19 protein-coding genes are annotated in these 20694 nt (G+C 66.8%); 5 read left to right on the top strand and 14 right to left on the bottom strand.

Going from position 1 to position 20694, the window contains the following annotated elements; translation table 11 throughout:
- Positions 1-272 precede the first annotated feature (272 nt).
- The 3 genes from OG241_RS06495 to OG241_RS06485 form a co-directional block, all read right to left on the bottom strand.
- The gene (locus tag OG241_RS06495) at positions 273-1115 is read right to left on the bottom strand and encodes a tetratricopeptide repeat protein (protein ID WP_405814214.1); all 843 of its coding nucleotides are present in this window, start codon (positions 1113-1115) and stop codon (positions 273-275) included.
- Between the two features lie 56 nt (positions 1116-1171).
- Positions 1172-2008 carry a hypothetical protein gene (locus OG241_RS06490; protein ID WP_405814212.1) on the bottom strand — a complete coding sequence of 279 codons (837 nt, stop codon included), beginning with the start codon at positions 2006-2008 and terminating at the stop codon, positions 1172-1174.
- A 143-nt stretch (positions 2009-2151) separates the two neighbouring features.
- Positions 2152-2484, bottom strand: coding sequence for a hypothetical protein (locus OG241_RS06485; protein WP_405814211.1), 333 nt, complete (start codon positions 2482-2484; stop codon positions 2152-2154).
- Between the two features lie 102 nt (positions 2485-2586).
- Here OG241_RS06485 and OG241_RS06480 point away from each other — a divergent pair, with 102 nt between their 5' ends.
- The 3 genes from OG241_RS06480 to OG241_RS06470 all read left to right on the top strand — a co-directional run bounded on the left by OG241_RS06480 (position 2587) and on the right by OG241_RS06470 (position 6773).
- Positions 2587-4542: an ATP-dependent nuclease gene (locus OG241_RS06480; RefSeq protein ID WP_405814210.1), complete on the top strand. Its 1956-nt coding sequence runs from the start codon at positions 2587-2589 to the stop codon at positions 4540-4542.
- The gene (locus OG241_RS06475) at positions 4539-6197 is read left to right on the top strand and encodes a UvrD-helicase domain-containing protein (protein ID WP_405814209.1); all 1659 of its coding nucleotides are present in this window, start codon (positions 4539-4541) and stop codon (positions 6195-6197) included. The genes OG241_RS06480 and OG241_RS06475 overlap by 4 nt, the downstream gene beginning before the upstream one ends.
- 111 nt (positions 6198-6308) lie before the next feature.
- Positions 6309-6773 (top strand): hypothetical protein, encoded by a 465-nt coding sequence (locus tag OG241_RS06470; protein ID WP_405814208.1) that lies wholly within the window; start codon positions 6309-6311, stop codon positions 6771-6773.
- A gap of 308 nt (positions 6774-7081) precedes the next feature.
- Here the strand turns inward: OG241_RS06470 and OG241_RS06465 are convergent, their stop codons facing one another.
- Both OG241_RS06465 and OG241_RS06460 read right to left on the bottom strand, forming a co-directional pair.
- A complete protein-coding gene (locus OG241_RS06465; RefSeq protein WP_405826078.1) occupies positions 7082-7207 on the bottom strand; it encodes a PEP-CTERM sorting domain-containing protein in 126 nt (41 codons plus the stop codon).
- A gap of 24 nt (positions 7208-7231) precedes the next feature.
- Entirely contained in the window at positions 7232-7360 is a 129-nt protein-coding gene (locus OG241_RS06460) for a hypothetical protein (protein ID WP_405814206.1), read from the bottom strand.
- Positions 7361-8056: 696 nt separating this feature from the next.
- Between OG241_RS06460 and OG241_RS06455 the strand changes: the two genes are divergently transcribed.
- Complete coding sequence (locus OG241_RS06455) at positions 8057-9877, top strand: NACHT domain-containing protein (protein WP_405814205.1); 1821 nt, start codon at positions 8057-8059, stop codon at positions 9875-9877.
- A gap of 131 nt (positions 9878-10008) precedes the next feature.
- Here OG241_RS06455 and OG241_RS06450 read toward each other — a convergent pair whose 3' ends face one another.
- From OG241_RS06450 to OG241_RS06440, 3 genes are all read right to left on the bottom strand, one after another.
- Positions 10009-10137, bottom strand: a complete 129-nt coding sequence (locus tag OG241_RS06450) for a hypothetical protein (RefSeq protein ID WP_405814204.1) — start codon at positions 10135-10137, stop codon at positions 10009-10011.
- 664 nt (positions 10138-10801) lie between these two features.
- Entirely contained in the window at positions 10802-13099 is a 2298-nt protein-coding gene (locus tag OG241_RS06445; RefSeq protein ID WP_405814203.1) for a hypothetical protein, read from the bottom strand.
- Positions 13096-13497, bottom strand: coding sequence for a hypothetical protein (locus OG241_RS06440; protein ID WP_405814202.1), 402 nt, complete (start codon positions 13495-13497; stop codon positions 13096-13098). Before OG241_RS06440 ends, OG241_RS06445 begins: the two co-directional genes overlap by 4 nt.
- A 294-nt stretch (positions 13498-13791) precedes the next feature.
- Here OG241_RS06440 and OG241_RS06435 point away from each other — a divergent pair, with 294 nt between their 5' ends.
- Positions 13792-14397 carry a 2'-5' RNA ligase family protein gene (locus tag OG241_RS06435; protein ID WP_405814201.1) on the top strand — a complete coding sequence of 202 codons (606 nt, stop codon included), beginning with the start codon at positions 13792-13794 and terminating at the stop codon, positions 14395-14397.
- On the opposite strand, the gene OG241_RS06430 is transcribed toward OG241_RS06435, so the two are convergent.
- From OG241_RS06430 to OG241_RS06405, 6 genes are all read right to left on the bottom strand, one after another.
- Positions 14394-16850 (bottom strand): site-specific integrase, encoded by a 2457-nt coding sequence (locus OG241_RS06430; protein WP_405814199.1) that lies wholly within the window; start codon positions 16848-16850, stop codon positions 14394-14396. The genes OG241_RS06435 and OG241_RS06430 overlap by 4 nt on opposite strands.
- Positions 16847-17200: a helix-turn-helix domain-containing protein gene (locus OG241_RS06425; protein WP_405814198.1), complete on the bottom strand. Its 354-nt coding sequence runs from the start codon at positions 17198-17200 to the stop codon at positions 16847-16849. The genes OG241_RS06430 and OG241_RS06425 overlap by 4 nt, the downstream gene beginning before the upstream one ends.
- Positions 17201-17222: 22 nt before the next feature.
- Positions 17223-18323 carry a tyrosine-type recombinase/integrase gene (locus OG241_RS06420; RefSeq protein WP_405826076.1) on the bottom strand — a complete coding sequence of 367 codons (1101 nt, stop codon included), beginning with the start codon at positions 18321-18323 and terminating at the stop codon, positions 17223-17225.
- Between the two features lie 116 nt (positions 18324-18439).
- Entirely contained in the window at positions 18440-18964 is a 525-nt protein-coding gene (locus tag OG241_RS06415) for a hypothetical protein (protein WP_405814197.1), read from the bottom strand.
- The gene (locus tag OG241_RS06410) at positions 18961-19401 is read right to left on the bottom strand and encodes a hypothetical protein (RefSeq protein ID WP_405814195.1); all 441 of its coding nucleotides are present in this window, start codon (positions 19399-19401) and stop codon (positions 18961-18963) included. Before OG241_RS06410 ends, OG241_RS06415 begins: the two co-directional genes overlap by 4 nt.
- Complete coding sequence (locus tag OG241_RS06405) at positions 19398-20654, bottom strand: protein-L-isoaspartate O-methyltransferase family protein (RefSeq protein WP_405814194.1); 1257 nt, start codon at positions 20652-20654, stop codon at positions 19398-19400. The genes OG241_RS06410 and OG241_RS06405 overlap by 4 nt, the downstream gene beginning before the upstream one ends.
- Between the last annotated feature and the right edge of the window lie 40 nt (positions 20655-20694).

Raw genomic sequence — 20694 nt, 5'->3', positions numbered from 1 at the left:
TGACGTGTTCAGGCAGTCCGCACTCTTCCGCGTGCCCGGCCAGCACCGGGCTGTCAGGCGCCCGCTCAACTTCCGTGCGGTTGAGCCGTCTTTTCGAGTCTGTCGGTCACGGTTGAGTTGGCGTCGTCGAGGACGGAGTCGCTGCCGAGACCTCGCTGATACGTCCGGGGTGTCCAAGTTGTCTCCCCGACGGTCAAGATCACTATGCCGGTCTATGCGAAGGCGTCCCCGCCCGTCCAGACGGGCTGAGAGCGGTGTGGCCTGTATGGCACTCAGGATGATCGTCCGGTGATGACCGCGCGGGCGGCCCGGAGACGTTCCGCACACGGATGTTCGGTACCCAGGGTGTGTTCGCCAGTTGTGCAGGTGTCCGTGATGAGTTCGGCGGCTTCCTCTTGGCGTCCTGCGGCATGCAGGACAAGTGCGAGGTCACGGCGCAGAAGCAGAGTGTGCGGGTGTGAGGGGCCCTGGCGGGCGATCCGCAGGTCGAGCAGGTTCCGAGCTTCGATTTCGGCTTCCTCGTACGCGCCCGTCTCGCGCAGGGCCTGGACGAAGAGATGCCTGGCGGCCCAGCAGTCCGGGTGGGCCTCTCCCAGGACGTAATGGACGTCTGTCACGAGGGTGCGCACCTGCTGTAGGGCGTCGTCGGCCCAGGTGCGGACGAGGATCCAGGGCAGGGCCAGACGAATGGTCAACTGTGCCGCGGGCGTGATGTCCGGCGCGGTCTGGGCGCGGCGCTCGGCCTCGCGGGCCAGGGCCTCCGCGTCGGTCCAGCGGCCTTGCTCGCCGACGGCTTCCGCGAGACGGGCCAGCGTAGTGAGTGTGGCCGGTGCCATTGGTCCGTCGGCCGTCACCCGTCGCTCCAGCGCGTCTCGCAGTTGTGTTTCGGCGTCCCTGTAGCGGGCGAGACCGTACAGGGCCAGGGCGTGGCCCTCCAGCAGGGCCGGCAGGTCGCGGGGCGCGTCGTCCCGCCTGCGCTGTTTGTCGGCCGGGACGCCTTCCGCGGAGAGGGTGTCTATGAGTGCTGCGTAGAGCTGCTCGGCTTGGGCGAACCGGCCTTCACTCAGGGCGATTTGAGCCTGCGCGAGGGCGTCGCTGTAGTCGGTGGTCAGCATGGTGTACCTCCGTAGGTTGCTGGGCGGCCTCAGATGGTCATGTCCGGGGAAGGGATTTATGGGTGGACGTGCGTCTTTGAGAAGTCGGTGCGTGCGAGGTCGAGGGTGCAGACGGTGCCCCAGTGGTCGGTGCAGCCGCCGGGGTCCACCAGTTGGTAGTCCTGGATCGCGGGGACGAGGGCGGGGGTCACGTGTGTCTGGTCGGTGCGGATCTGCCCGAACTCGCCGGTCACGCGCAGGAGTTCGGGGTTGTTATCGCGGGCGGCCAGGTGGGCGGCGATGTCGGTCATGTCACCGTTGAGGAAGGTCTGGCCGACGATGCGGTTGCCGAGCCACGGGTCATCAGGGCGTTCACGTGGCAGACAGCGGGCGACGCGGTCGTACGGCGGGACCTGCTCCCAGTCCGGTTCCGGGTCGCCGAGGGGCAGGTGGTTGATGTCGCCGCCGATCAGCCCGATGCCGCCGTACCGGTAGGCGCGGTGGATGACCACCTTTGCCTCGGCTGCGGCGGTTTCCGCAGCGAACGGGGTGAGGTGTGTGCTGATCGCCACCAGCGGCACTGGCCATTCCTGGTCCGTGCGCGGCTTGAAGCGGGGCGCGCAGTAGCCGTGGTGCAGATCGGTCGTGCTGTACCGGGTGTCGGTGTCCAGCCAGTCCAGGGCCTTGGGGTTCCAGGCCACCGCGGTGTTGAGCTGGCGGCTGGGGGCGACCGTGAGCTTGAGACCGAGGGCGCGTTTGGTTTTCTCCGCGTCGTCCGGATCGGCGAGGAGGTCGGCCTCCTGGAGCTGGAGCAGGTCAGGGCGGACGTTGTTGACGAGGTCGAGCACGGCCGGCCAGCGCCCTTCCGCCAGGGCGTGCAACTTGATGTTCAGGGACATCGCGGTCAGTTTCATGTCGTCAACTCCATGGGTTCACAAGACGTGTTCGCGGGGACCGGGTGCGCCGACGGGAGGCGTCCGGGGCCCGGTTCGGGTGGTCGGGCGCGGCGGTGGGCCTGGACGAGTTCGTCGACGACCGGGGCGTTGTCGTCGCGGCGCTAGTTGGGCGCGGCGGCAGCGCCCAGATGCAGTTCGTGGAGGCGGGTGAAGGTGTAGGCGTCGCGGCTCGGGTCCTGGCGCTCCCACACGAGCCACACGCTCGTCACGGTGGCGTGGGTACGGATCGCGGGCCTGATGCCCCGGCCGATCTGGGAGGCGAACCGGTCCGAGCGTTCGGCCAGTTGCGCGGTGGCGCTGTCCTGGGCTAATGGTGCAGTCGGGTATCGGAAGCCCCCGAATAGCTCGGACCACATCGAGCCGATCTTGTCCGGTCCCGACGAGGTGCGTTGGATGGCTGAGGGTTCGGCGGGGTGGGTGTGTTTCCTAGACACGGCACGATGCCACCGCATGCTGCCTGCGCAAAGTCAGCGGACGCTGAGTGCGATCGCCGATACCCTACGGCTGGGTCGATGCAGCGAGTGCGGGGAGCGCGAGTGAAGATCACGACGTTGCGGCTGAGCAACTTCCAGTCCTTCGGCGCGAATCCGACGGCAATTGATCTAAATGATCTGACGTACGTACTCGGTCCGAACGGCTCAGGTAAGACCACCCTCCTTGAGGCGCTGTCGCGGCTGTTCAGTCCGCTGGAAGTTCAGCGCAAGATCCGCGTCGAGGACTTCCACGTACGCGTTGACCAATCCACAGGCGAATTGCAGGCAGGGGAGCCGACGCTGTGGCTGGAGGTGGACATCGAGTTCCCGGAAGCAGGAGCCGACGGGCAGCATGCGTCGGTGCCGCCGAGCTTCTCGCACATGGCGATCGACAGCGCAGACGGTGTCCCGAGGATCCGTGTCCGGCTGACAGCGTCGCTGGCCCCGGACGGTGTCATCGACGAGAAGATCGAGTACGTGCTGGAGGCAGATGCGGCGGGGGAACCCATGCGCCATGCCGACATGTCGCGGTATGACCGTGGGCACATTGAGGTGCATTACCTTCCGGCCCGTCGGGACCCCGCCGACCATCTCTCGTTCACGACGGCGTCGCTCATCGGTCGCGCTCTTCGAGCAGCCGACTGGACGACGGAACGCGAGACCCTGAGCGGCCTCGCTGCTCAGATCACCGCATCGCTCGTCGCGAACACCACCGTGGCAAGCCTTGGCCTTCGGCTGACCGAGGAATGGCACAGTCTCCACCGCGGCGCCTACTTCAAGGATCCCTCGATCGCCTTCGGCCGAGGCGAACTGGAGGGCGTACTGCGGCTGCTCACCGTGACCTTCTCGCCCACGCACGACGGTGCACCCCTTCCCTACGAACGGCTGAGCGACGGACAGAAGTCCCTGCTCTACATCTCGCTTGTGCTTGCATGGCAGTCCCTGGCCCGGCGAGTCCTCACCGGCGAGGAGACCTCGCTCGACGCGGACCGCCTGCGCCCGCCCGTGCACACCGTCATTGCGCTTGAGGAGCCCGAGAACAGCCTCGCGCCGCAGTACCTCGGCCGGATCATCCGCCAACTGCACGATGCCTGTGCACACGGCGATGTACAGTCCCTTATCGCCACGCATGCGCCCACCCTCCTGCGCCGTGTCGACCCCCATGCAATCCGCTTCCTGCGACTGAACACCGCCCGGGAGACGACCGTCCACCGCATCGTCCTGCCTGAGGACGAAGAATTGGCCGCCAAGTATGTGCGGGAAGCGGTGCAGGCATACCCCGAGCTGTACTTCTCGCGGCTCGTCGTACTCGGGGAGGGGGACAGCGAACAGGTCGTCCTGCCCCGTGTCCTGGCGGCAGTCGGCATCACCGTGGACGATGCATCCGTATCGGTGGTCCCCCTGGGCGGCCGGCACGTCAACCACTTCTGGCGTCTTCTCAACGAACTGCAGATTCCGCACGCGACACTGCTCGACCTCGACGCCGGCCGCTACCACGGCGGTTGGGGGCGTGTGCGGAACGCCTTGCAGCAGATCAACGCAGTCCGCCCGAAGACCTACTCCGACGAGCAATTCAGCAAAGTCCCCAAGTGGAACGACGACTGCGACTTCCCAAAGCTTGTGGACCCCGGCTTCAAGGATGGCCACGGCCCTGTCGAAGACCTGGAGCGCCGTGGGGTCTTCTTCTCCCATCCGGTCGATCTCGACCTCATGTTGCTGGCGGCGTATCCCGACGCTTACGGCGTCAGTCCTGCCGAGCAGGGCGAGCCGACCGAGCCGGACCAGAAGGCCGTTGTGGCTGTGCTCGGCAAGAGTCACGTGCACGAGGAACGCCTCCCCGAGGATGTCCGCACGCTCTTCGATGACTACCACGCAAAGTTCGACCTAGGTAGCAAGCCTGCTGCACACCTGGCCGCTCTCGCTGACCTGAACGACCAGCAGTTGCTGGAAGACCTTCCCGAGGTGCTCACCAGACTGGTCGAGTACGTCCGCACGAACCTGGCGGAGCTTCCGGAATGATCCACCCCGGCCAATGGCACCCGGTCGACGGCCTCGTCCTCGAACCGAACGCGATGTCAGCCGTCACCATGGCGGACGAGAACGTGGTCGTCGCCGCTGGACCCGGAGCCGGGAAGACCGAGCTACTCGCCCAACGGGCAGACTTCCTGCTGCGCACCGGACAGTGCCCCTACCCGCGCAGAATTCTGGCGGTCTCGTTCAAGGTCGACGCGGCGCGCAACTTGCGGGAGCGAGTTCGTCGACGTTCTGGTTCGCGGTTCGCGTCCCGGTTCGACAGCTTCACCTTTCACGCCTTCGCCAAGCGCGTGATCGACAATTACCGGCCAGCGCTGACCGGATCCAACGCCCTGAACCCGGACTACCGGATCGATCCCAACGACCGGATCCAGGGCGAGCAAATCACCTTCAAAGACCTCGTGCCCCTGGCGCTGGAGATCATCGAGACCAACGCCTACGCCCGAGGAGGCATCCGCCAGACATATAGCCATGTCTTCCTCGACGAGGTCCAGGACTGCACCGAGCAGCAGTACCGGCTGATCAAGGCGGCATTCAGTCGTACGCCGGCTGTCCTGACCGCGGTCGGCGACACCAAACAGCGCATCATGGCCTGGGCAGGCGCCCTCGACGGGGTCATGCGCACCTTCGCCAACGACTTCTCGGCCCGGCCGCTCCCCCTCTACCAGAACTTCCGCTCCGCACCCCGGCTGCGGAGGATGCAGAACCGGATGATCGCTCGGATGGACCCTGCGGCGGTCAGCCCCGACAGGGAGCTGATGGGCGACGACGGTGTCATCGAGGTGCTCGGCTTCGACACCGAACACGACGAAGCGAAGGCCCTGGCGGAACTCATCGACGGCTGGCTCCGCGAGGGAATGCCACCGAGCGAGATCGCCGTCCTCGTACGCCGGCAGCCGCATCTGGTCGCGGCGGCGCTCGGTAGCGCACTCGCGCGCTGCGGCATCGCCTTCCGTAACGAACAAGACAGTCAGGACCTGACCGCGGAGCCAGCAGCGGCGCTCGTATTCAACTTCATCCGTGTGATTGCCGACGACAGGCAACCCGAGGCGTACGCCGATCTCATGAGGGCCGCCGCTCGTCCGAGTGCGCCCGAGGACGAGGCGACACGCTTCGATAGCCGGTTGAAGAGGATGGTCGGCAACGCCCGAGCGGGCGTACGCGGCCCAGGGTTCCAGGCAGAAGATTCCATCGCGTGGAGGACCCTCGTCCACGAGTTCCTGAATCTCGTGTCGCGGCCAGTGCTGACCGCACTGTCAGCCGGATACCAGCAGGGCACCTGGCTCGATGACGTGATCGAACATGCACTGGACGCCTTCAGTGGGGAACTCAGCTTGGACGGGGACCCGGTCCAAGCGCTCCGGCGTCTGTCTGAGGCGGACGCTGTCCGCTTCCTGACCATTCACAAGTGCAAGGGTCTGGAGTTCGAGAAGGTCGTGGTCCTCGGGGTCGAGGAAGAGCTCTTCTGGGGCAACCCCACCGCAGCGATCTCCGAGTTCTTCGTCGCGGTATCCCGCGCGAAGCACCATCTTGTGCTGACCCACACCAAGCATCGCAATCGGCCAGAAGGGATCACGACGAGGTGGGACGAGCGGCGCACGCCCCACCAACGGTTCTTGGACTTCGCCCACGAAGACTAGGTTCCGGCAGATGCAATCCTCACGCAGGCTACTGCTCACCGGATAGGACACCAACTCATGGGAAAATCGGCGCGAGTGCTGGGACGGGAATTTAGCCTAACGGTTCGCCAAATGAACGAGCTTCTCAAGGAGTACGGCTACCTGGACGGAAAACCCGGCGCTTATGGGCTCACCGAGAAGGGGCAGCAGTACGCAGAGGAGCAGTATCACTCTCGCGGCAAAGGCGGTTCCGCCCAATACAACCCAAGCTGGGAGACTCGCACCTGGAGCGACGGGACAGGGGCGGCGCTTAAGGCTGACATGGAGGCCAACCCTGGAGGCTTTGGCTCAGGAGACTCTACCGTTGAAGAGGAGGACGCTCGCGAGCGCGAGCCTTTCGTGGACTACGGCGGTAGTGGCGATGACGATTTCTCTCAGCCCAGTTGGAAAGGGTTGGTAATCGGCGGAGTCGTAGTAGGGGCTCTTCTCGTCGCTCCTCATGTTAAGCCATTCTGGAACAACAAGATGAAGCCTGCTGCGAGGAACTTGCGGGACAGGTTGACGAAACAGGATTCAGTCGAATCCACTGACTCCTGACGCCGTGGAGGGTTTAATGGTGCAGCCGGGTATTCGAACTCTCCGAATAGCACCGGCAGTACGGCCTCCGGTTTGATGACTCTATCCACCAGGTTTGGTCGGTCAGGATGTCGAGTACCGCAGTCAGGTCACCGATGTCGAGCGTGAACGGGGTCAGGCACGCTTCGGCCCGGGAAAGTCCTAGCCCGCCATCGAGGTTCCGCCGGTGTGCGGGAGGTGCTGATCAGCTGCCCGTGGAAGAAGACGTCTTCGCCGGGCGTCAGCGGCCACTCGTGCGAGGCCAGCCGGTCAGCGCCGCCGGCTCTCACTCACTCCGACAGAGCCTCGGCGGAGGTGCCGTCCAGGCGGCGGCTGGAATCGCGTTTGTCGAAGTACTGCGCGGCAAGACCCATGAGTAAGAACGTAGCGGGCTCGGGGACGGGCCCGGAGCGAATCTGGGCCCGTCCGCCCCAGTGTGGCTACCGGTTCTGCACCCACCACACAAGGCATGTCACGCATTCCGAACCCGCTCCCCAGGCGGCTCCGTTGACGAGACTGAAGAGCGCGGCGCGGGCGAGCCTGCGGGTGATGGGCATGGGCTTGTCCATGTGTTCCCCTCCTGGGTGATCGCCTGGCCCTCGTGGCCGGGCAGGACGACCGTGCCGGGTGCGGGCGGAGGTTGTCCGAAAGGGCGGGCACTGCGGGCAAGCTCCCTCTACCCTCCTGGTCATCGGGGTGCCCGCCGCGCCCGGAGCGGGCAGCCGGGCACAGCGGGCACCGGGAAACAGGGGGAGCTGATGGAGAATTCTGCGGGAGCCCGTGCCCTGTACGAAGAACTACGCACGCTGGCAGGAAGGGCGAAATCCGCCCGTGCCAAGGAGGCGCTCCCGCATTCGCCGGGCGAGGCCGTCCGGCAGCTCAAGGAGCGGCATCCCAAGCTTCTGCAGGTCGGGGGCGACAGGTCGTTGAGCAAGCGCATCGGTGAGTGGCTCGATGACGACCGGAGCAAGGCGACGACACCAAGCCTCGGGAGCGAAGCCCAGCTGTTGGCTGTGGTCGAGGTGTGGTGCAAGTGGTCCAAGGAACCCTTCACCAAGGACACCAGAAACAGGTGGAAGAGCCTGCTGGAGGAGGCTCAGCCCCGTCGCGCCGGTGCTCATTCCAATCGGGCTCGGGCATCAGCCTCCACCGGAATCGTGACGGATCCATTCGATCAGGTCATCAGGGACCTGGCTGGGCTCGTCCGTAGCGAACTGCGCGATGAACTGGACGGGCTGCAGGTATATCGCCCATACCCTCTTCCCGTGTGCGGGCAAGCCGCACCCAAGGACGACGTCCGTGGGATGTACCGTCGTACGCCAGCTGGACGGCTCGTCATCCTCGGTGAGCCCGGCAGCGGCAAATCCGTCCTGGCCCTGCGCCTGGCTCGGGAGCTGATCGACAACCACACCGCTGGCGCCCCGGTTCCGGTGGTGTTTGCACTGCGCACCTGGAGTGAGCCGACCACCGGCTGGCGTCAATGGCTGGCCGACTCACTCGCCGAGCGATACCCGCAATACCCTCAGCTGCGGGAGCAGAGGAACGGGCACATCACCCTGGCCCGTGAGCTGGTGAATCACGATCGGATCCTGCCGGTCCTCGACGGACTTGACGAACTGCCCGCGCAACTACGAGCTGCTGCCATCAGGCAGTTGCCCAGCGACGGGCCCGTGATCGTGACGAGCACGGCAGAGGGCTACACCGCGGCCGTGGAGGCCGCTGGGCCCGTGCCCGGCGCCACGGAGATCACCCTCGGCGAAATCGACAGCCGTGAACTCGCGCGGTACTTACCGCAATCGAGTCCCGCCGACTGGACGCCTGTCGTCGAGCCGCCCGACAGCCAGAGTCCGGCCGCGACCGCAGTCCGTGAGGCTCTGCGCACCCCGCTCATGATCACGCTCGCACGCGAGGTCTACCGTGCCAACCCCTCCGAACTGCTGGATGTGGCCGCTGACGGCGGCTGCGCCGCAGTGGAGCGCAATCTCCTCAATGAGTTCATTCCCGCCGTCTACTCCGAAGAGCTGCGCGAGCCGCAGAGGAAGCGTCGCCGCAGTTCACGGGAGTGGCACACCAAGGACGAGGAAGATCGCGAGACAACGCTCCGGTACGTCCGGGCTCTTGCCAAGCTTGCTGCAGACGAACGGTCGGGCGGCATCCTCGCGTGGTGGCGGCTGTACGCCACCGTCCCGCGCGGCTTCCGCGCGCTGGCCATCGGCACGTTCTACCTGATCGCCGGGCTGGTCGCAGCGGCACTCGCGCAGGGCGCGTACTCCTGGACCGGCGGCTCCGGCACAAACGTGCTGCTCTGGAGCCTCCCCGCTGTCGCCGCGGGTGCTGCGATCTGCGCAGTCCAGGGTCTCCGGGATAAAACCCTGCCCGCGCCGGTGTACGTCCGCCTGCGGTTCCGCGGCCGGACCCTGAAGGTCCTCATGGAGTCTGTGCTGGTCTTGCTCATCGCCAAGTCGTCCCTGGTTTTCGTGAAGGCCACCGCGACTGTCACGGGGCAACGAGACGTACTGGTGCTGGCCATAGCAATCTCATGGGGGCTTGGCTTGGCCATCGCCAGCACCTACATGCTGCGGCGGTTCCTCGAAGGCCCGCTTGAGCTCGACGCGGTACCAAGCACGCCGGCAACACTCGCGGCAGCACGACACAGCCTGCTCCTGGCCTCGGCCATCGCGCTCGTCTCGACCGCACTCGGTCTCGGAGGGGTTGCCATGGCAGCCTTCCACTACACACCGTGGGCACTGATGGTTGTCGCCGTCGCCGCCCCGGTGCGCGTGGCAACCGCTGTCCTGTCGACCGCCTACGGCAGGTTCTGCTTCGTGACGCGACCGTACTTCGCTCTGACCGGCCGACTGCCCTGGCCGGTGGTCGACTTCCTCGATGACGCAGCATGCCGTGGTGTGCTGCGCCAAGTCGGCCCCGTATACGTCTTCCACCACGGCCTACTGCTCCAAGCCCTCCTCGACGGCTCTTCCTCGTCCCAGCAGGACGCCGTCGGTCGTGAGGACGGTCCCGGCGACGGGCAGACCCCAGGAGCCGGAGTCCGTGAGGGCGGCATCCAACGGCCGTCCGCAAACTGACCTGATATATGTCATTTCATCATGGTTCATCCCGGCGTAGTGCGAGGCTGCTTCACTCGCTGGGCAGAAAGTGCTGGTGGGCCGGGTGCTGGCCCCGTAAATCGGGGCCAGCACCCGGGCCTCGTGGATGGCTACAAGGTGTGCACCCACCACGCGATGGCCCCCGCGAGGCCGGATCCGACCGCCCACGCGATGCCGCGGACCAGGCTGAAGAGCGCGGCGCGGGCGAGCCTGCGGGTGATGAACGCGGTCTTGTCCATGATGTGTGACCTCCCCTGTGATCGCCTGGCCCTCGTGGCCGGGCAGGACGACCGTGCCGGGTGGGGGCGGGTGTTGTCCGAGAGAGCGGGCACTGCGGGCAAATCCCCTCTACCCTCCTGGTCATCGGGGTGCCCGTCGCGTCCGGAGCGGGCAGCCGGGCACAGCGGGCGCTGGGAATTGGCTCTGCCGGTGAGTCGTGATGTCGTTTGTCGTTGAGCGCGGGTGGAGAAGTCGGCCAAGGCCCGTGCCCTGCACTACGTACTGTGGTGCGTTGGGAGACGGCCTCAGTCGACATCGGTATAGCCGTTGCCGCTGAGAAGAATCATGATCCTGGTGGCACGAGTGTGCTGACCCGGTTCTCGTACTTGCGCCTGGCCTTGCGCTGCGCCGGGACTGCGGGGAGGCCCGGGTCGCCGTCAAGCGGCTGGCATTGGGCAAGGAGTTGACGGTGGACCGCTGGCACGGCCGTGACACGGAGGTGTAGCCCTGTCCTCGCCGTACGGTCACCCCCTGGTCGAGCGCGGCCCGCTCGGCGGGCTCCAAATCGGCGACGGGCCGTGAGGGGAGCAGGAGGCGTCGAACACCTCCCTCAATGGCGCGGGAGCCCTGTCCGTTGCGGACGCCTACCTCGTCACCCAATCAGTGGCACCGCTGAAGGCTCACTCATCTGGCAGAGGAGGCGACGCTTGAGACGAGTGCTGCAGCGACACGTTCTGGTGTCGGGTCTCCGAGGACGGGGCCATCGTCGCGGACTGCGCCTACATGGCTGGACAGGATGAAGGATCCGTACAGGACAATCACTGCGCGTGCTTCGGAATGATAGGGATGAGGTACGACGTAGGCGAGGTGGCCGGCGATCTTTGTCTGCTTGACGTTCGGAACTTGGAGCTCGCTGAAGGATTCGGCGGCGCATTGGGCGATCTGATCGGGAATCTTAGAGAAATAGGACGAGGCGGTCGCGTCGTCCACGTACATGCTCACTTCCTGTGAGAAGTAGGTGTTGCCTTCAATGTTTTCGCCTGTGCGAGAGGCGTAGGAATTGGTATTCCACGAAAAAAGCTGGAGGTTCGGGGTACAAATGTAGTCTTTGAAAGCGAGGCTTCCTACGCTCACGCCATGAAAGTCCGACGGGGATTCATCTGGGTCACCAGCGGTTGTTCCGGCCGTGAACATCGATGGCGGCAACAGAAATGCGGTGAGCTGAGAACCGTTCAGTCGAGGAAACCGTACGGTGGGGAGAGTCGCAGAAGTTGCAGTCGGTTGGGAGCGTGTGACTTGCGGTTGTGGGTCTCCCGAAGTCAGGGCGTTGATACCGAAGCCGGCGCCGACCAGGACGCTGGTCACGACGGCGACGGCCGCCACAGTCTTGGCACCGCGCCCGGCGTTCAGCAGACGCCTCATGTTGTGTGTGCCTGTGCTGCGCGCTCCTGGCACGGTCACCAGTCGGGTGGTTCGCTGGTCGAGGAGCAGACCACCGACGAGTAGCGCCGCGGTTGCCGCCCGCTGGTCGCCAGTGAGAACGGTCTGGAGAGGTTCGCCTGTACGCACCCAATACTGGACCTCGGTGGTCAGGTCACCCTTCACAGCTGCTCTGCGGCCCAGGACGGACAGTTCCAGCGCGGTCTGCTTGCGGCCGACGCGCAGGGCAATCGGGAGCACGGTTCTGTCGAACCGGGCAGCTAACGCCCAGTGGCGGTCCTTGTCCAGCGCTCGGGCGAGGGACAGGAGCAGGTCAGTATCCGGATCCACCGCGCCAGAAGGCGTTGCGAGCGCGGACAGCACACCCTCGGCTGCGGTAGCCGAATCAGCTGGCGGCCAGCCAAGGGAACGCACGGCGGTCGCAGCATCTTCCGTCACCGCGATGTATTTGCCGCGACGGGTCACCAATCGTCGGTCGTGGAGTTCCCGTCCTGCCGCAGTGGCCTGCGAGATGCCGGTCAGCGGGCCGAACCAGTCGGACCTGAGCGGCACGTCGAATGTGGCAAGGGAGACCAGCAGCTGCCGCGCAGGTTCCCCGAGCCGTATCGCCAGACTCTCGGCCTGGTAAAGCGGGTGGACTCGCAGGGCGTCGGTGGGTGGCGGCCCGTGTCCCGGGGAGTCTTCCAGTTCCGCGTGCGCTTCGAGCGGCACGGCTGCAGCGCGTTCATGCCAGTCGTCCGAGCCCTTGATGAACTCCGCGTACTGCTTCAGCCGTTGCGGGCTGCCCTCCGTCTTTTCCAACGCGTGGTCGAATTGCAGTTCCCGTAGGCCCACAGGGCCTAATTCCAGTCCCAGTTCAGCGCTGAACAGTTCGACCGCCGCCTGGCGTGTCAGTGGCTGGATGTGATGGACGGCCGCTGAGTCAGGCAGCGTCCGGTAGGGAGAGGTGAGGAGGAACGTGCATCCTTCGAAGGTTCGCAGCAGGTGGGTGACGTCTTCCCGGCTGAGGGCGCAGTCGTAGATCGCGATAAACACGTCCTGGACGCGGGAGACCGCCTCGCGCAGCTCCGACTCCTTGATATCACGCAGGAAATGCCGCTGGAAGAAGAGCCCTGCCAGGCTCCGATAGACCGCCTGTAGACTCGCGGTTTCTCCCATGGCTGGCAACAGCAGATGCCCGCGACGGCGCTCGGCCGCGAGCCGGGATCGGACGGCGTCGGAGATCGCCTTCTTCCCCACGCCCGCACGGCCGTACAACTGCACACTGTTGCCATCCAACATCTGCCCGCACACTTGATCGACGATGGCGTCCCGCCCAAACAGGCGGACTGGCTCGGACGCCATCTCAGGTGCCTCGTGCAAGGGCAGTTGGCGCAGGCTGGGTGTCTGCTCGAAGCCGCTGGTGCCGAGAATGATGTTCGTGGCCCAGTTGCCCGTGCTGATGATGCCGTGATTGTCTCCGTAGACGACAGGCGGGTGCTCGGGTGCTGCGGGTAACGGAACCTGCGGCATCGGCTTGTCCGGCTCAAGTTCGTGGTTCATCGATGCTGGATGTTCGTCGCGCCGTCGCCGGTGGACACGATGCCGTAGTTTCCGCCGACATCCACGCTGCGGGTGTGGCTGGTAGGCGGCGGCATCATTTGGACGAGTTCCGCCATCAGTTGCGGGTCCTGGGCCAATACCTGTCGCAATTGCAGGCGCAGCGCTGCGAGACTGTCCGGATCACCACCTGTCTCGGCCAGGTCTGCCACCGCCGCTTCCACTCGGGCCTGGCGGTCCCCGCTGCGATTGAACAGCCGCGTCAGCAATTGACGTCCCCACTGAACGGTCGCATCCATAGCCTGGCCCTCGGCCCGAGTGAGCACTCCCACCCCGTACGCGCTAACGGCGGCGCTGATTGCCGGCAGCGCTTGCGCGACGAATACATCAATGTCAGGCACCCGAGATCCCCCCGTGAGGCATATATCCCGATAGCTACTCTAGTGCCGCAGCCTCCAGCAGGGCAGAGATTTGCTGAACTACGCGGACCGAGAAAAGTGGCTCTGTCGATCGGTAGATCGCGAGGCGGCGGCAGCTGGACCAGACCGGTCCCTTGGACGGCGCCTCCGGAGCCTGACTCAACAGCGAATGACCGCCTGCCGTTCCGGTCCCGGATGTTTCGTGAACTATCCGCGGGTCATGGGCCCGGCCGCTACCGTCCAGAACGGCATCCCCGAGACGGCAGGAGCACGGCGTTGGAGAACTTCTTCGTCCCCAGCAAGATCTGGCAGGGCGGAGGCCCCTACCCTCACGTCCTCGTCCTGCTCAGCGAGTACCCGCAGTTCCGCGAGTACGCCCGTGCCCACCACAAGCTGCTCACCGAGTACGGCGACCAGCTCGGCGTGATCCCCGAGGAGTGGCTGCACTCCACGGTCCAGGGCATCCACCACGCCCTCGACGCCGAACAGTTGGCTCAGCTCTGTGGCGCCCTGCGCGAAGAACTCGCCGGTATGCAGCCGTTCCAGGTCCAGCTCGGACCGGTGTGGCCCGGCATCACCGCCGTGACGGTCGCGGTCTACCCGGAGCATGGGATGGCCGCACTCAACGATCGGGTCCGGACTGCGGCCGAGAAGGTGCCAGGCATCTCTCTGCGAGGAAAGGAGGCCAGATTCTGGGCTCACGCATCCTTGACTTATGCCCGTGCGGACTTCTCCAGCAGGGACCTGAACCGGGCACTGCGGGCGCTACGGCCCCCACGAGTGAACATCACGATCGACCGCGTCCACCTCGTCAACCAATACCAGCACCCTGACCGGGGCTACTACACCTGGGACGTCGTCGAAGAGGTCCAGCTCGGCTAAGCACTCGGGGCGTCCGTCGTCCGGGAGCCGGCACGGATGGCGGACCGGGCGGCGACGTCAGCGGCGTATCCCATCCAGTCACCGCCGCTCGCGCGCTGCCAGGCGACGGCCACGCTGATATGTACCCCGAGCATCTTGGACAGGAGGCCGGCGGGCACCTGCTCGGCGAGGGCGAACAACGCGGTGCTGCGGCTCCGACCCGGCTTGACACCGATCGCATTCAACCGTCGATGCAGCCGGCTCTCGTGGATGGGCTGGCCCACACTGCGGCCGGGGAAGAGCCAGTCGCTCTCGTGCCGAATCAGGGTGTCGGTGCCCCGGGACGCGACGAGTTCCTGCATGAGAGCGTCCAGGGGTGCCGGCAACTGGATGGGCCGGTCGCCGAGGCGGAGCAGGACGTGGTCGCCGTCCTGGGTGACGCGATCGGTGGTCAGGCGGTGGATGCTGCTGGTCGTCTGGGCATACAGCAGCACGAGGAGTCCGGCGACGCGGTCCGCCGTCGGGAGCGTCTCGTCGTGCAGGAGGACGCGGGCCACCGCCCAGCGTGCGTCCTGATCATGCGGGCCAGCCGGACCCGTCCACCGAGTTGCGGGTGCTTTGATCTCGGTTGGGGCATAGCGCCGCCGTACGGCCCATCGGACGAATCCGGAGCACTGCCTCGGGTACGAGGGCTTGGTGTTCAGGTACCTCTCGACGTCAGCCTGCGCGCATCCGCTCAGCGTCTTGCCGCGGCCTTCCAGCCAGCGCAGAAAGGCATCGGCCGACACCAGGTGGCTCTTGACGTTGCGGAGCTGCTGAACGCTGGCGGGCTTGTCCTTCAGCCGTCCGCGCAGCCGCCGCAGGAGGTGCCAGTCGATGAAGCCGCGCAGGGCCCGCTGGTGCTCGCCCGGGGCGTATCGGGTGATCGTCTCGTTCACTTCCCGTTCGAGCCGCATCAAGCCTTCGTCGCGAAACTCCAGGGCGCCGACGGAGATCAGCATGGAGCGGAAGTGATCGAGCGTCTTGCTCGGTGGCATGGCGTCGAGTGCGGCGTGGGTGATCTTCGGGTGCTCGCGCACCAGCGCGGTGATGGTCGACTGGACGTTCGTCTTCCGCAGCCAGGTGATCGCGTAGTTCGGGTGGTCGACCTGGACGAGTCGTTCGCGAAGGCGGTCCAGCTCGGAGGCCGTGGCGCCGTCGGCGGCCGTGAAGACCTGGCGCAGGCGGGCGTCGAGACTGCACCGGGTGCAGGGCGCGGTGGTCAGCTGCCAGGTGGTGCTGCACACCCGGCACCGTTTCCAGAAGTCGGGGTCGGGGTTGACGCAGCGGGCGCACAGCGGCTCCTGGAGCGTCCCGCCGCGAACGATCCCGCTCTCGCCGCATCCCGAGCAGACGATCCAATGGCCTTTACACAGGTCACACAGCGGTTCTCCGGTTGCCCGGGAGATGGTTCCCCGCCCCGTGCGTCCGCAGATGGAGCACGTGCGCTCGGGCCGGGGACGGCACTGCAGGCAGACAGGGCCGGCGTCGGTGCGTCCGTACACGCGGCGCAGGTTGCCGCACCCGACGCAGACCTGCCGGTTCCGCGGATCGCCGGACCAGCACGGCTCGCACAGAACCTCACCATTCTCGTCGCGGTGGTTGACCGGCTTCGTCTTCTCACAGCGCGAGCAGATGGAACTCCGTGCCTTCGCGGCGCAGTAGCTGCACACGCGTACCGCGCCAAGGGGCTGCCTCAACAGCTTGTGCCGCCCGCAGCCGGGGCACGGCGGAACCACAACGGCCTGGGCGCCGACCGCGTGCAGCTCCTCGATGAAGCGCAGGACTCCCGGAACCGGCGCCGAAGCACCCGCGCCGGTGAGCAGCTCGGGACGTTCGACGACGGCGGCGGTGATCTGGCGACGTCCAGAGGCACGTTTGTCGGCACGTTCCAGCGCACCGGCGACCGCTTCGGGTGTGAGGGACGCGTCGATCCCGGCTACGATCTCGACCAGCGGCGCCGTCACGTCGTCCGCGACGTAGCAGCGGCTGCAGTATGGGCGTCCCAGAAGATCGCGACCGCGTACCTCCTGCTCCTGGCCGCACTTGGCGCAGGACGCCCGCGTGCTCGGGGTACCCACGCAGCCATGACATCCCCAATCGCGTCTGGCGTAGGTAGGAGTGCGGAGCTGGCGCCCGCACTGCCGACAGACCGGTGCGGCGAGTTGCTGGGCCCCGGCCTGTTTCAGGGCGAGCAGCAGTTTGCCGACGATGATGGGTGCGGGCGACTTCCCGGTGCTCAGCACGTCGGGGGCCTTTGCCAGCTCGTCGGCGAGCCGTCGTTGCCGAGCGCGCTGCTGGACGACGCTGGCTGTCACCGCGCGGATGACGGCGCGAGCGAGCGAGGTCTCCACCCGGCACAGGATGTCGACGAGCTCGTCGAGCGGTTCGGGTCGTACTTGCGCACCTTGATCGTGCGAGGCGACTGCGGTCACGTATCCCCTCCGGTGATCCTGGCACGCTTGGGCCGCAGGCTGCCCAGCCCTGGCGGCGGCGGTTCAGCCGAACTGCCGCCCGCTGCCGCCTTCTTCGGACGGGCGCCGGCTTCCGCTGCCCTGATCGGCTCGATGAGGTCGTCCATGCGGCAGTCCAAGATGTCGAGCAGGGCCATGAGGATCTTCAGGCTGAGACGCTCCGGCCGCTCGACGACCAGCCGGTATACCTGGCTCGACGAGAGCGTGATCCCACGCTCCTCCAGGAGTGGCATCAGGTCGGTCGTAGAGAACATCCCGCGCTCGGCCATGACCTTGCGCAGGTGCCACTGGTAGTCGAGCTTGGCGGTCATCGCGTCGTCCCTCTTCTCCTCGTCACACTCCGGCGAACGCCGGAGCCAGTGCATTCTTCAGAGAAGTGTTCATGAAGTCGTCGCTGACGTGGGTGTAGATGGCCAGGGAGCTGTCGCACTCGTGGCCGACCTGCTGCTGAATGAACCGCCGGTCAACCCCGTCCTCGGTCAGATGCGTGACGTAGGAATGCCGCAGGGAATGGGGCGTGAGCGCCTTCGGCAGCTTGAGGGCGTCGCGGTACTCCTCGAACCGATCATTGATCGAGCCGGGCCGCAGCCGGCCCCCGCGTTCGGTGACCCATAGGGCCGGGTGGTCCGGGAAGCCGAACTGTGGCCGGACGTTCTCGATGTAGTCCTGGGCCGCTTCGGCCGCCCAGTCCATCACCGTCAAGACGTTCCGCCGACGCGGGGGCTGGCCCTTTTTGGCCTTGCCGTAGCGGACGTTGAGTGTGCCGTACTTCCCGAACTGGCGTGCCTTGGGGTTCTTGCCGAAGTCGACCAGGTCCAGCTTCGATGTCTCGGTCCGGCGTAGGCCCCACCCGTAGATGACCTTGAACAGGGTGGCGTCCCGATACGCGGCGAGGGCGCCCTTGCGCCTGCTGCGAATTGCCCGCTCCACCTGGTCGTCCGCGTAGTCGAGGAACCGCTGGAGTTCCTCCCGCGTGAACGGCCGGGCCTCCGGGTCGCCCTCGTAGTCCTGGAGGTGCGGGATGGTGTTCCACTCGTGACAGATTGCCACGGGATACGTCCCGAACTCCCTCTCGCACACCGGCGCCCAGCCGTAGCGAGGGTCGATGACGTACTCGGAGAAGAGCCGCAAGGTCCCCTGGTAGCCACGCACCGTCGAGGGCGCCAGGTGTTTCTCGGTGGTCAGTGTGGCCGACCACTCGTCCATGTGCGCCGGGGTCCACAGCCACGGGTACTCGTTCGTGTGCGAGTGGAAGGCGCGAACCTGCTTCTCCCGCGGCTCGTACGTACCCCTCTTCAGGTTGCGGGCCTGCTGCTGCGCCTGCCAGCCGCGCAGCATGGCCTCCCACGTGGCGTCCTCCGGCCGGAGGTGGACCACGCCGGAGACGAGTTCCAGGTTGGCCGATCCGGCCAACTCCACACTCGGCTGACGCATCATGTGCGATCCCTTCCGACGCGCTAATCATGCATCAGAAGGGATCGACCCACAAGGCGTGCAGGTGAGGAGGGTGTTCCGTGGTGTCTAGGGGTAAGGTCGGAGGAGCTTGCTGATCAGGCAACCAGGGCGAACGCGCCCATCTGATGCAATTCCCGAGGGTTGCCGTAGCCGCAGGACATGTGCGGCCAGAAGTGTTCTTCTGGCGGGGGAAGCGTCAGGCCCGCGGCGAGCAGTCCGGCACGGACGCGCCGGTTGAGTTCGGCCGGGCCGCTCTCGGGCCAGATCTCGACGATCCCGGCCGACCCGGACGCGCGGGCCGGGCCGATGTCAATGGCGAAGGGAGCCAGCGCGTCGAGCTCGCGCTGGAGGGTGATCGCCGCGTGGGCGAGCTGGCCGTCGTCCACACGGATGCCGTCGCTGTTGTGCGCGTTCACTTTCTGGACCGTCATGTGCAGGTCCTCGTCCGCGATCGGCGTGATCACGTCCGGATACTGTTCGACAATTTCACGGAGACGGGCGAAGTAGCTGATGACCTGCGGTTCGTGCTGCGGGAGCCACAGCACGTGCGGCCTGGCCCAGTCCTCGTCCGGCGCGCCCTCACTTCCCCACAGCCGCTGGGGTCCCATGAACCTTCTCATCGCCCCTCCTTCCCGGTACGGATCCGCGTGAGGCCGAGGCCGCTCCGGGGCATGTGATGTTCCGATCCGGCCAGTGCGGCCTTGCTGGTGTGGACTGCTCCGTCGTCGGCACCGGGGGCGATGGGCGGTGAGGTCGATGTGGTGCTTGTGGCGGCGGCTTCGCGGAGCATGAACCGGCTCGGGCCGACCAGATCTACGTGCACTGGACGCTCAAGTGCCGGCAGGCGAGCGGTGGCGACCTGTCCGCTGCCCGCGCCGAGGGCCAGCAGCGTCACGGCGGGCATACCCGTCATGGCGTCGGCCAGCAGCCACGCGACCTCCTCGGGCGCACCCGGCCGGAACCGCGCGTACGCCTCGCCCCTGTCCCGGGCCGACAGATCCTCCTCGTCCGGGTCCGGACTCGGGGTGGCAGCGGGATGATCGGCGGTCTGGTTCACCGCGCCTCCCCGCCCGGCAGCGGACCCTCGTCCCACAACGTCCAGGACAGACTGGAGTGGCCGTCTCCGGCGACGGCTCGCTGGCTGCGGTCCGGGTCGAACTCGATCCGGTAGGTGGCGGGTTCGCCGGCCGCCCGCCACCGGGCCGCGATCTCCTCGATCTCGGGCCAGATGGCGCGTGGTCCGAACTCGGTGACCGTGCAGGTACCTTCGCCGTCCGGGCTGACGCGGATCCAGGAGTCGTCCTCGGGGGCGCCGATCTCCATGCGGGCGGCGCCGAAGTTGCGCACGAGGCCGGGCCGCAGGTGGCCCAGGGCCAGCCAGAATCCCCGGGCCGTGTCGGGCGGCGGCGGGCGGCGGCCGTCCGCGGTCACTCCCTCATGTGTGGCCATCCGCTCGCGGAACGCCGCGGATAGGACGAGACGGCGTGAGCCCCAGCCAGAGCGGTGCCCGAACTCGACCGCCCGCAAGACGCCCTGGACGCGCCCCCGGGCAGTCTTGGTGATCATGGCGAGTCCCGGCCACGACGGCGTGCCGCTGCTGACGGTCGCCAGCAGTCGTCCGTGCGGCGCGAGCTGCTCGGCCAGCGCGGGCGGCATGCGGGGCATGGCGAAGGAGACGAACACCCGGTCGTACGGGGCTCGCTGCGGCCACCCCGCCTCGCCGTCCCCCGTCACCACGGCGGGCCGGTAGCTGAGCTCGGCCAAGCGCTTGGCGGCGGCTGCGGTGACATGGCCGTCGCGGTCGATCGTGGCCACGCCCGCGTCGCCGCTGATCCGGCAGGCCACAGCAGCGGTTACCGCGGCGCCGGTCCCGACGTCCAGCACCCGCTGGCCGGGCCGCAGATCCAGCTCCTGCAGCAGTTGGGCGGTCATCCCCATCACGCTGGACATCGACGTCATCGCCCCGCCCGAGCGCACCCCGCGCGCTCGCCCGAGGAGGGGTTCGCCGTCGTGCTGGACGGCGACGCTGTCCCCGCTGTGCAGGACGCGCAGTAGCTCCTCCCGGTCCTGGGGCACCGACCAGTCCAGCAGCTGCCAGCACGGCGGCGTCTGGTCCGGGGCGCTGCGCCGTACGTACGCCTGCGGCATCAACACCTGTCGCGGCAGCGCCAGCAACGCCTCTGCCACCGGGCCGGGGGCGAGGTCGCCGGCCTCGCCCAGACGGGCGACCATCGCCGCCCGGGCAGCCACGGCGATGCCGTCGTCCATGGCTGTACCAGTGAGGGACGCGGGCGGTGCGGGCTCGGGCATGGTGGTGAACCTTCTGAGACGGGGCGGGGAAAGGAACATG

It is taken from the genome of Streptomyces sp. NBC_01390 (genome assembly GCF_045040105.1).
GTDB lineage: Bacteria > Actinomycetota > Actinomycetes > Streptomycetales > Streptomycetaceae > Streptomyces.
The sequence above is the reverse complement of the archived record's forward strand: the minus strand, read 5'-3'. Positions and strand labels throughout refer to the sequence as shown.

Coding starts and splice junctions, on each gene's coding strand:
- OG241_RS06415 (WP_405814197.1), bottom strand. CDS start 18,964: ATGAGAAGGTTCATGGGACCCCAGCGGCTGTGGGGAAGTGAGGGCGCG.
- OG241_RS06445 (WP_405814203.1), bottom strand. CDS start 13,099: ATGAACCACGAACTTGAGCCGGACAAGCCGATGCCGCAGGTTCCGTTA.
- OG241_RS06475 (WP_405814209.1), top strand. CDS start 4,539: ATGATCCACCCCGGCCAATGGCACCCGGTCGACGGCCTCGTCCTCGAA.
- OG241_RS06495 (WP_405814214.1), bottom strand. CDS start 1,115: ATGCTGACCACCGACTACAGCGACGCCCTCGCGCAGGCTCAAATCGCC.
- OG241_RS06425 (WP_405814198.1), bottom strand. CDS start 17,200: ATGACCGCCAAGCTCGACTACCAGTGGCACCTGCGCAAGGTCATGGCC.
- OG241_RS06490 (WP_405814212.1), bottom strand. CDS start 2,008: ATGAAACTGACCGCGATGTCCCTGAACATCAAGTTGCACGCCCTGGCG.
- OG241_RS06460 (WP_405814206.1), bottom strand. CDS start 7,360: ATGGACAAGCCCATGCCCATCACCCGCAGGCTCGCCCGCGCCGCGCTC.
- OG241_RS06470 (WP_405814208.1), top strand. CDS start 6,309: ATGAACGAGCTTCTCAAGGAGTACGGCTACCTGGACGGAAAACCCGGC.
- OG241_RS06420 (WP_405826076.1), bottom strand. CDS start 18,323: ATGCGTCAGCCGAGTGTGGAGTTGGCCGGATCGGCCAACCTGGAACTC.
- OG241_RS06405 (WP_405814194.1), bottom strand. CDS start 20,654: ATGCCCGAGCCCGCACCGCCCGCGTCCCTCACTGGTACAGCCATGGAC.
- OG241_RS06450 (WP_405814204.1), bottom strand. CDS start 10,137: ATGGACAAGACCGCGTTCATCACCCGCAGGCTCGCCCGCGCCGCGCTC.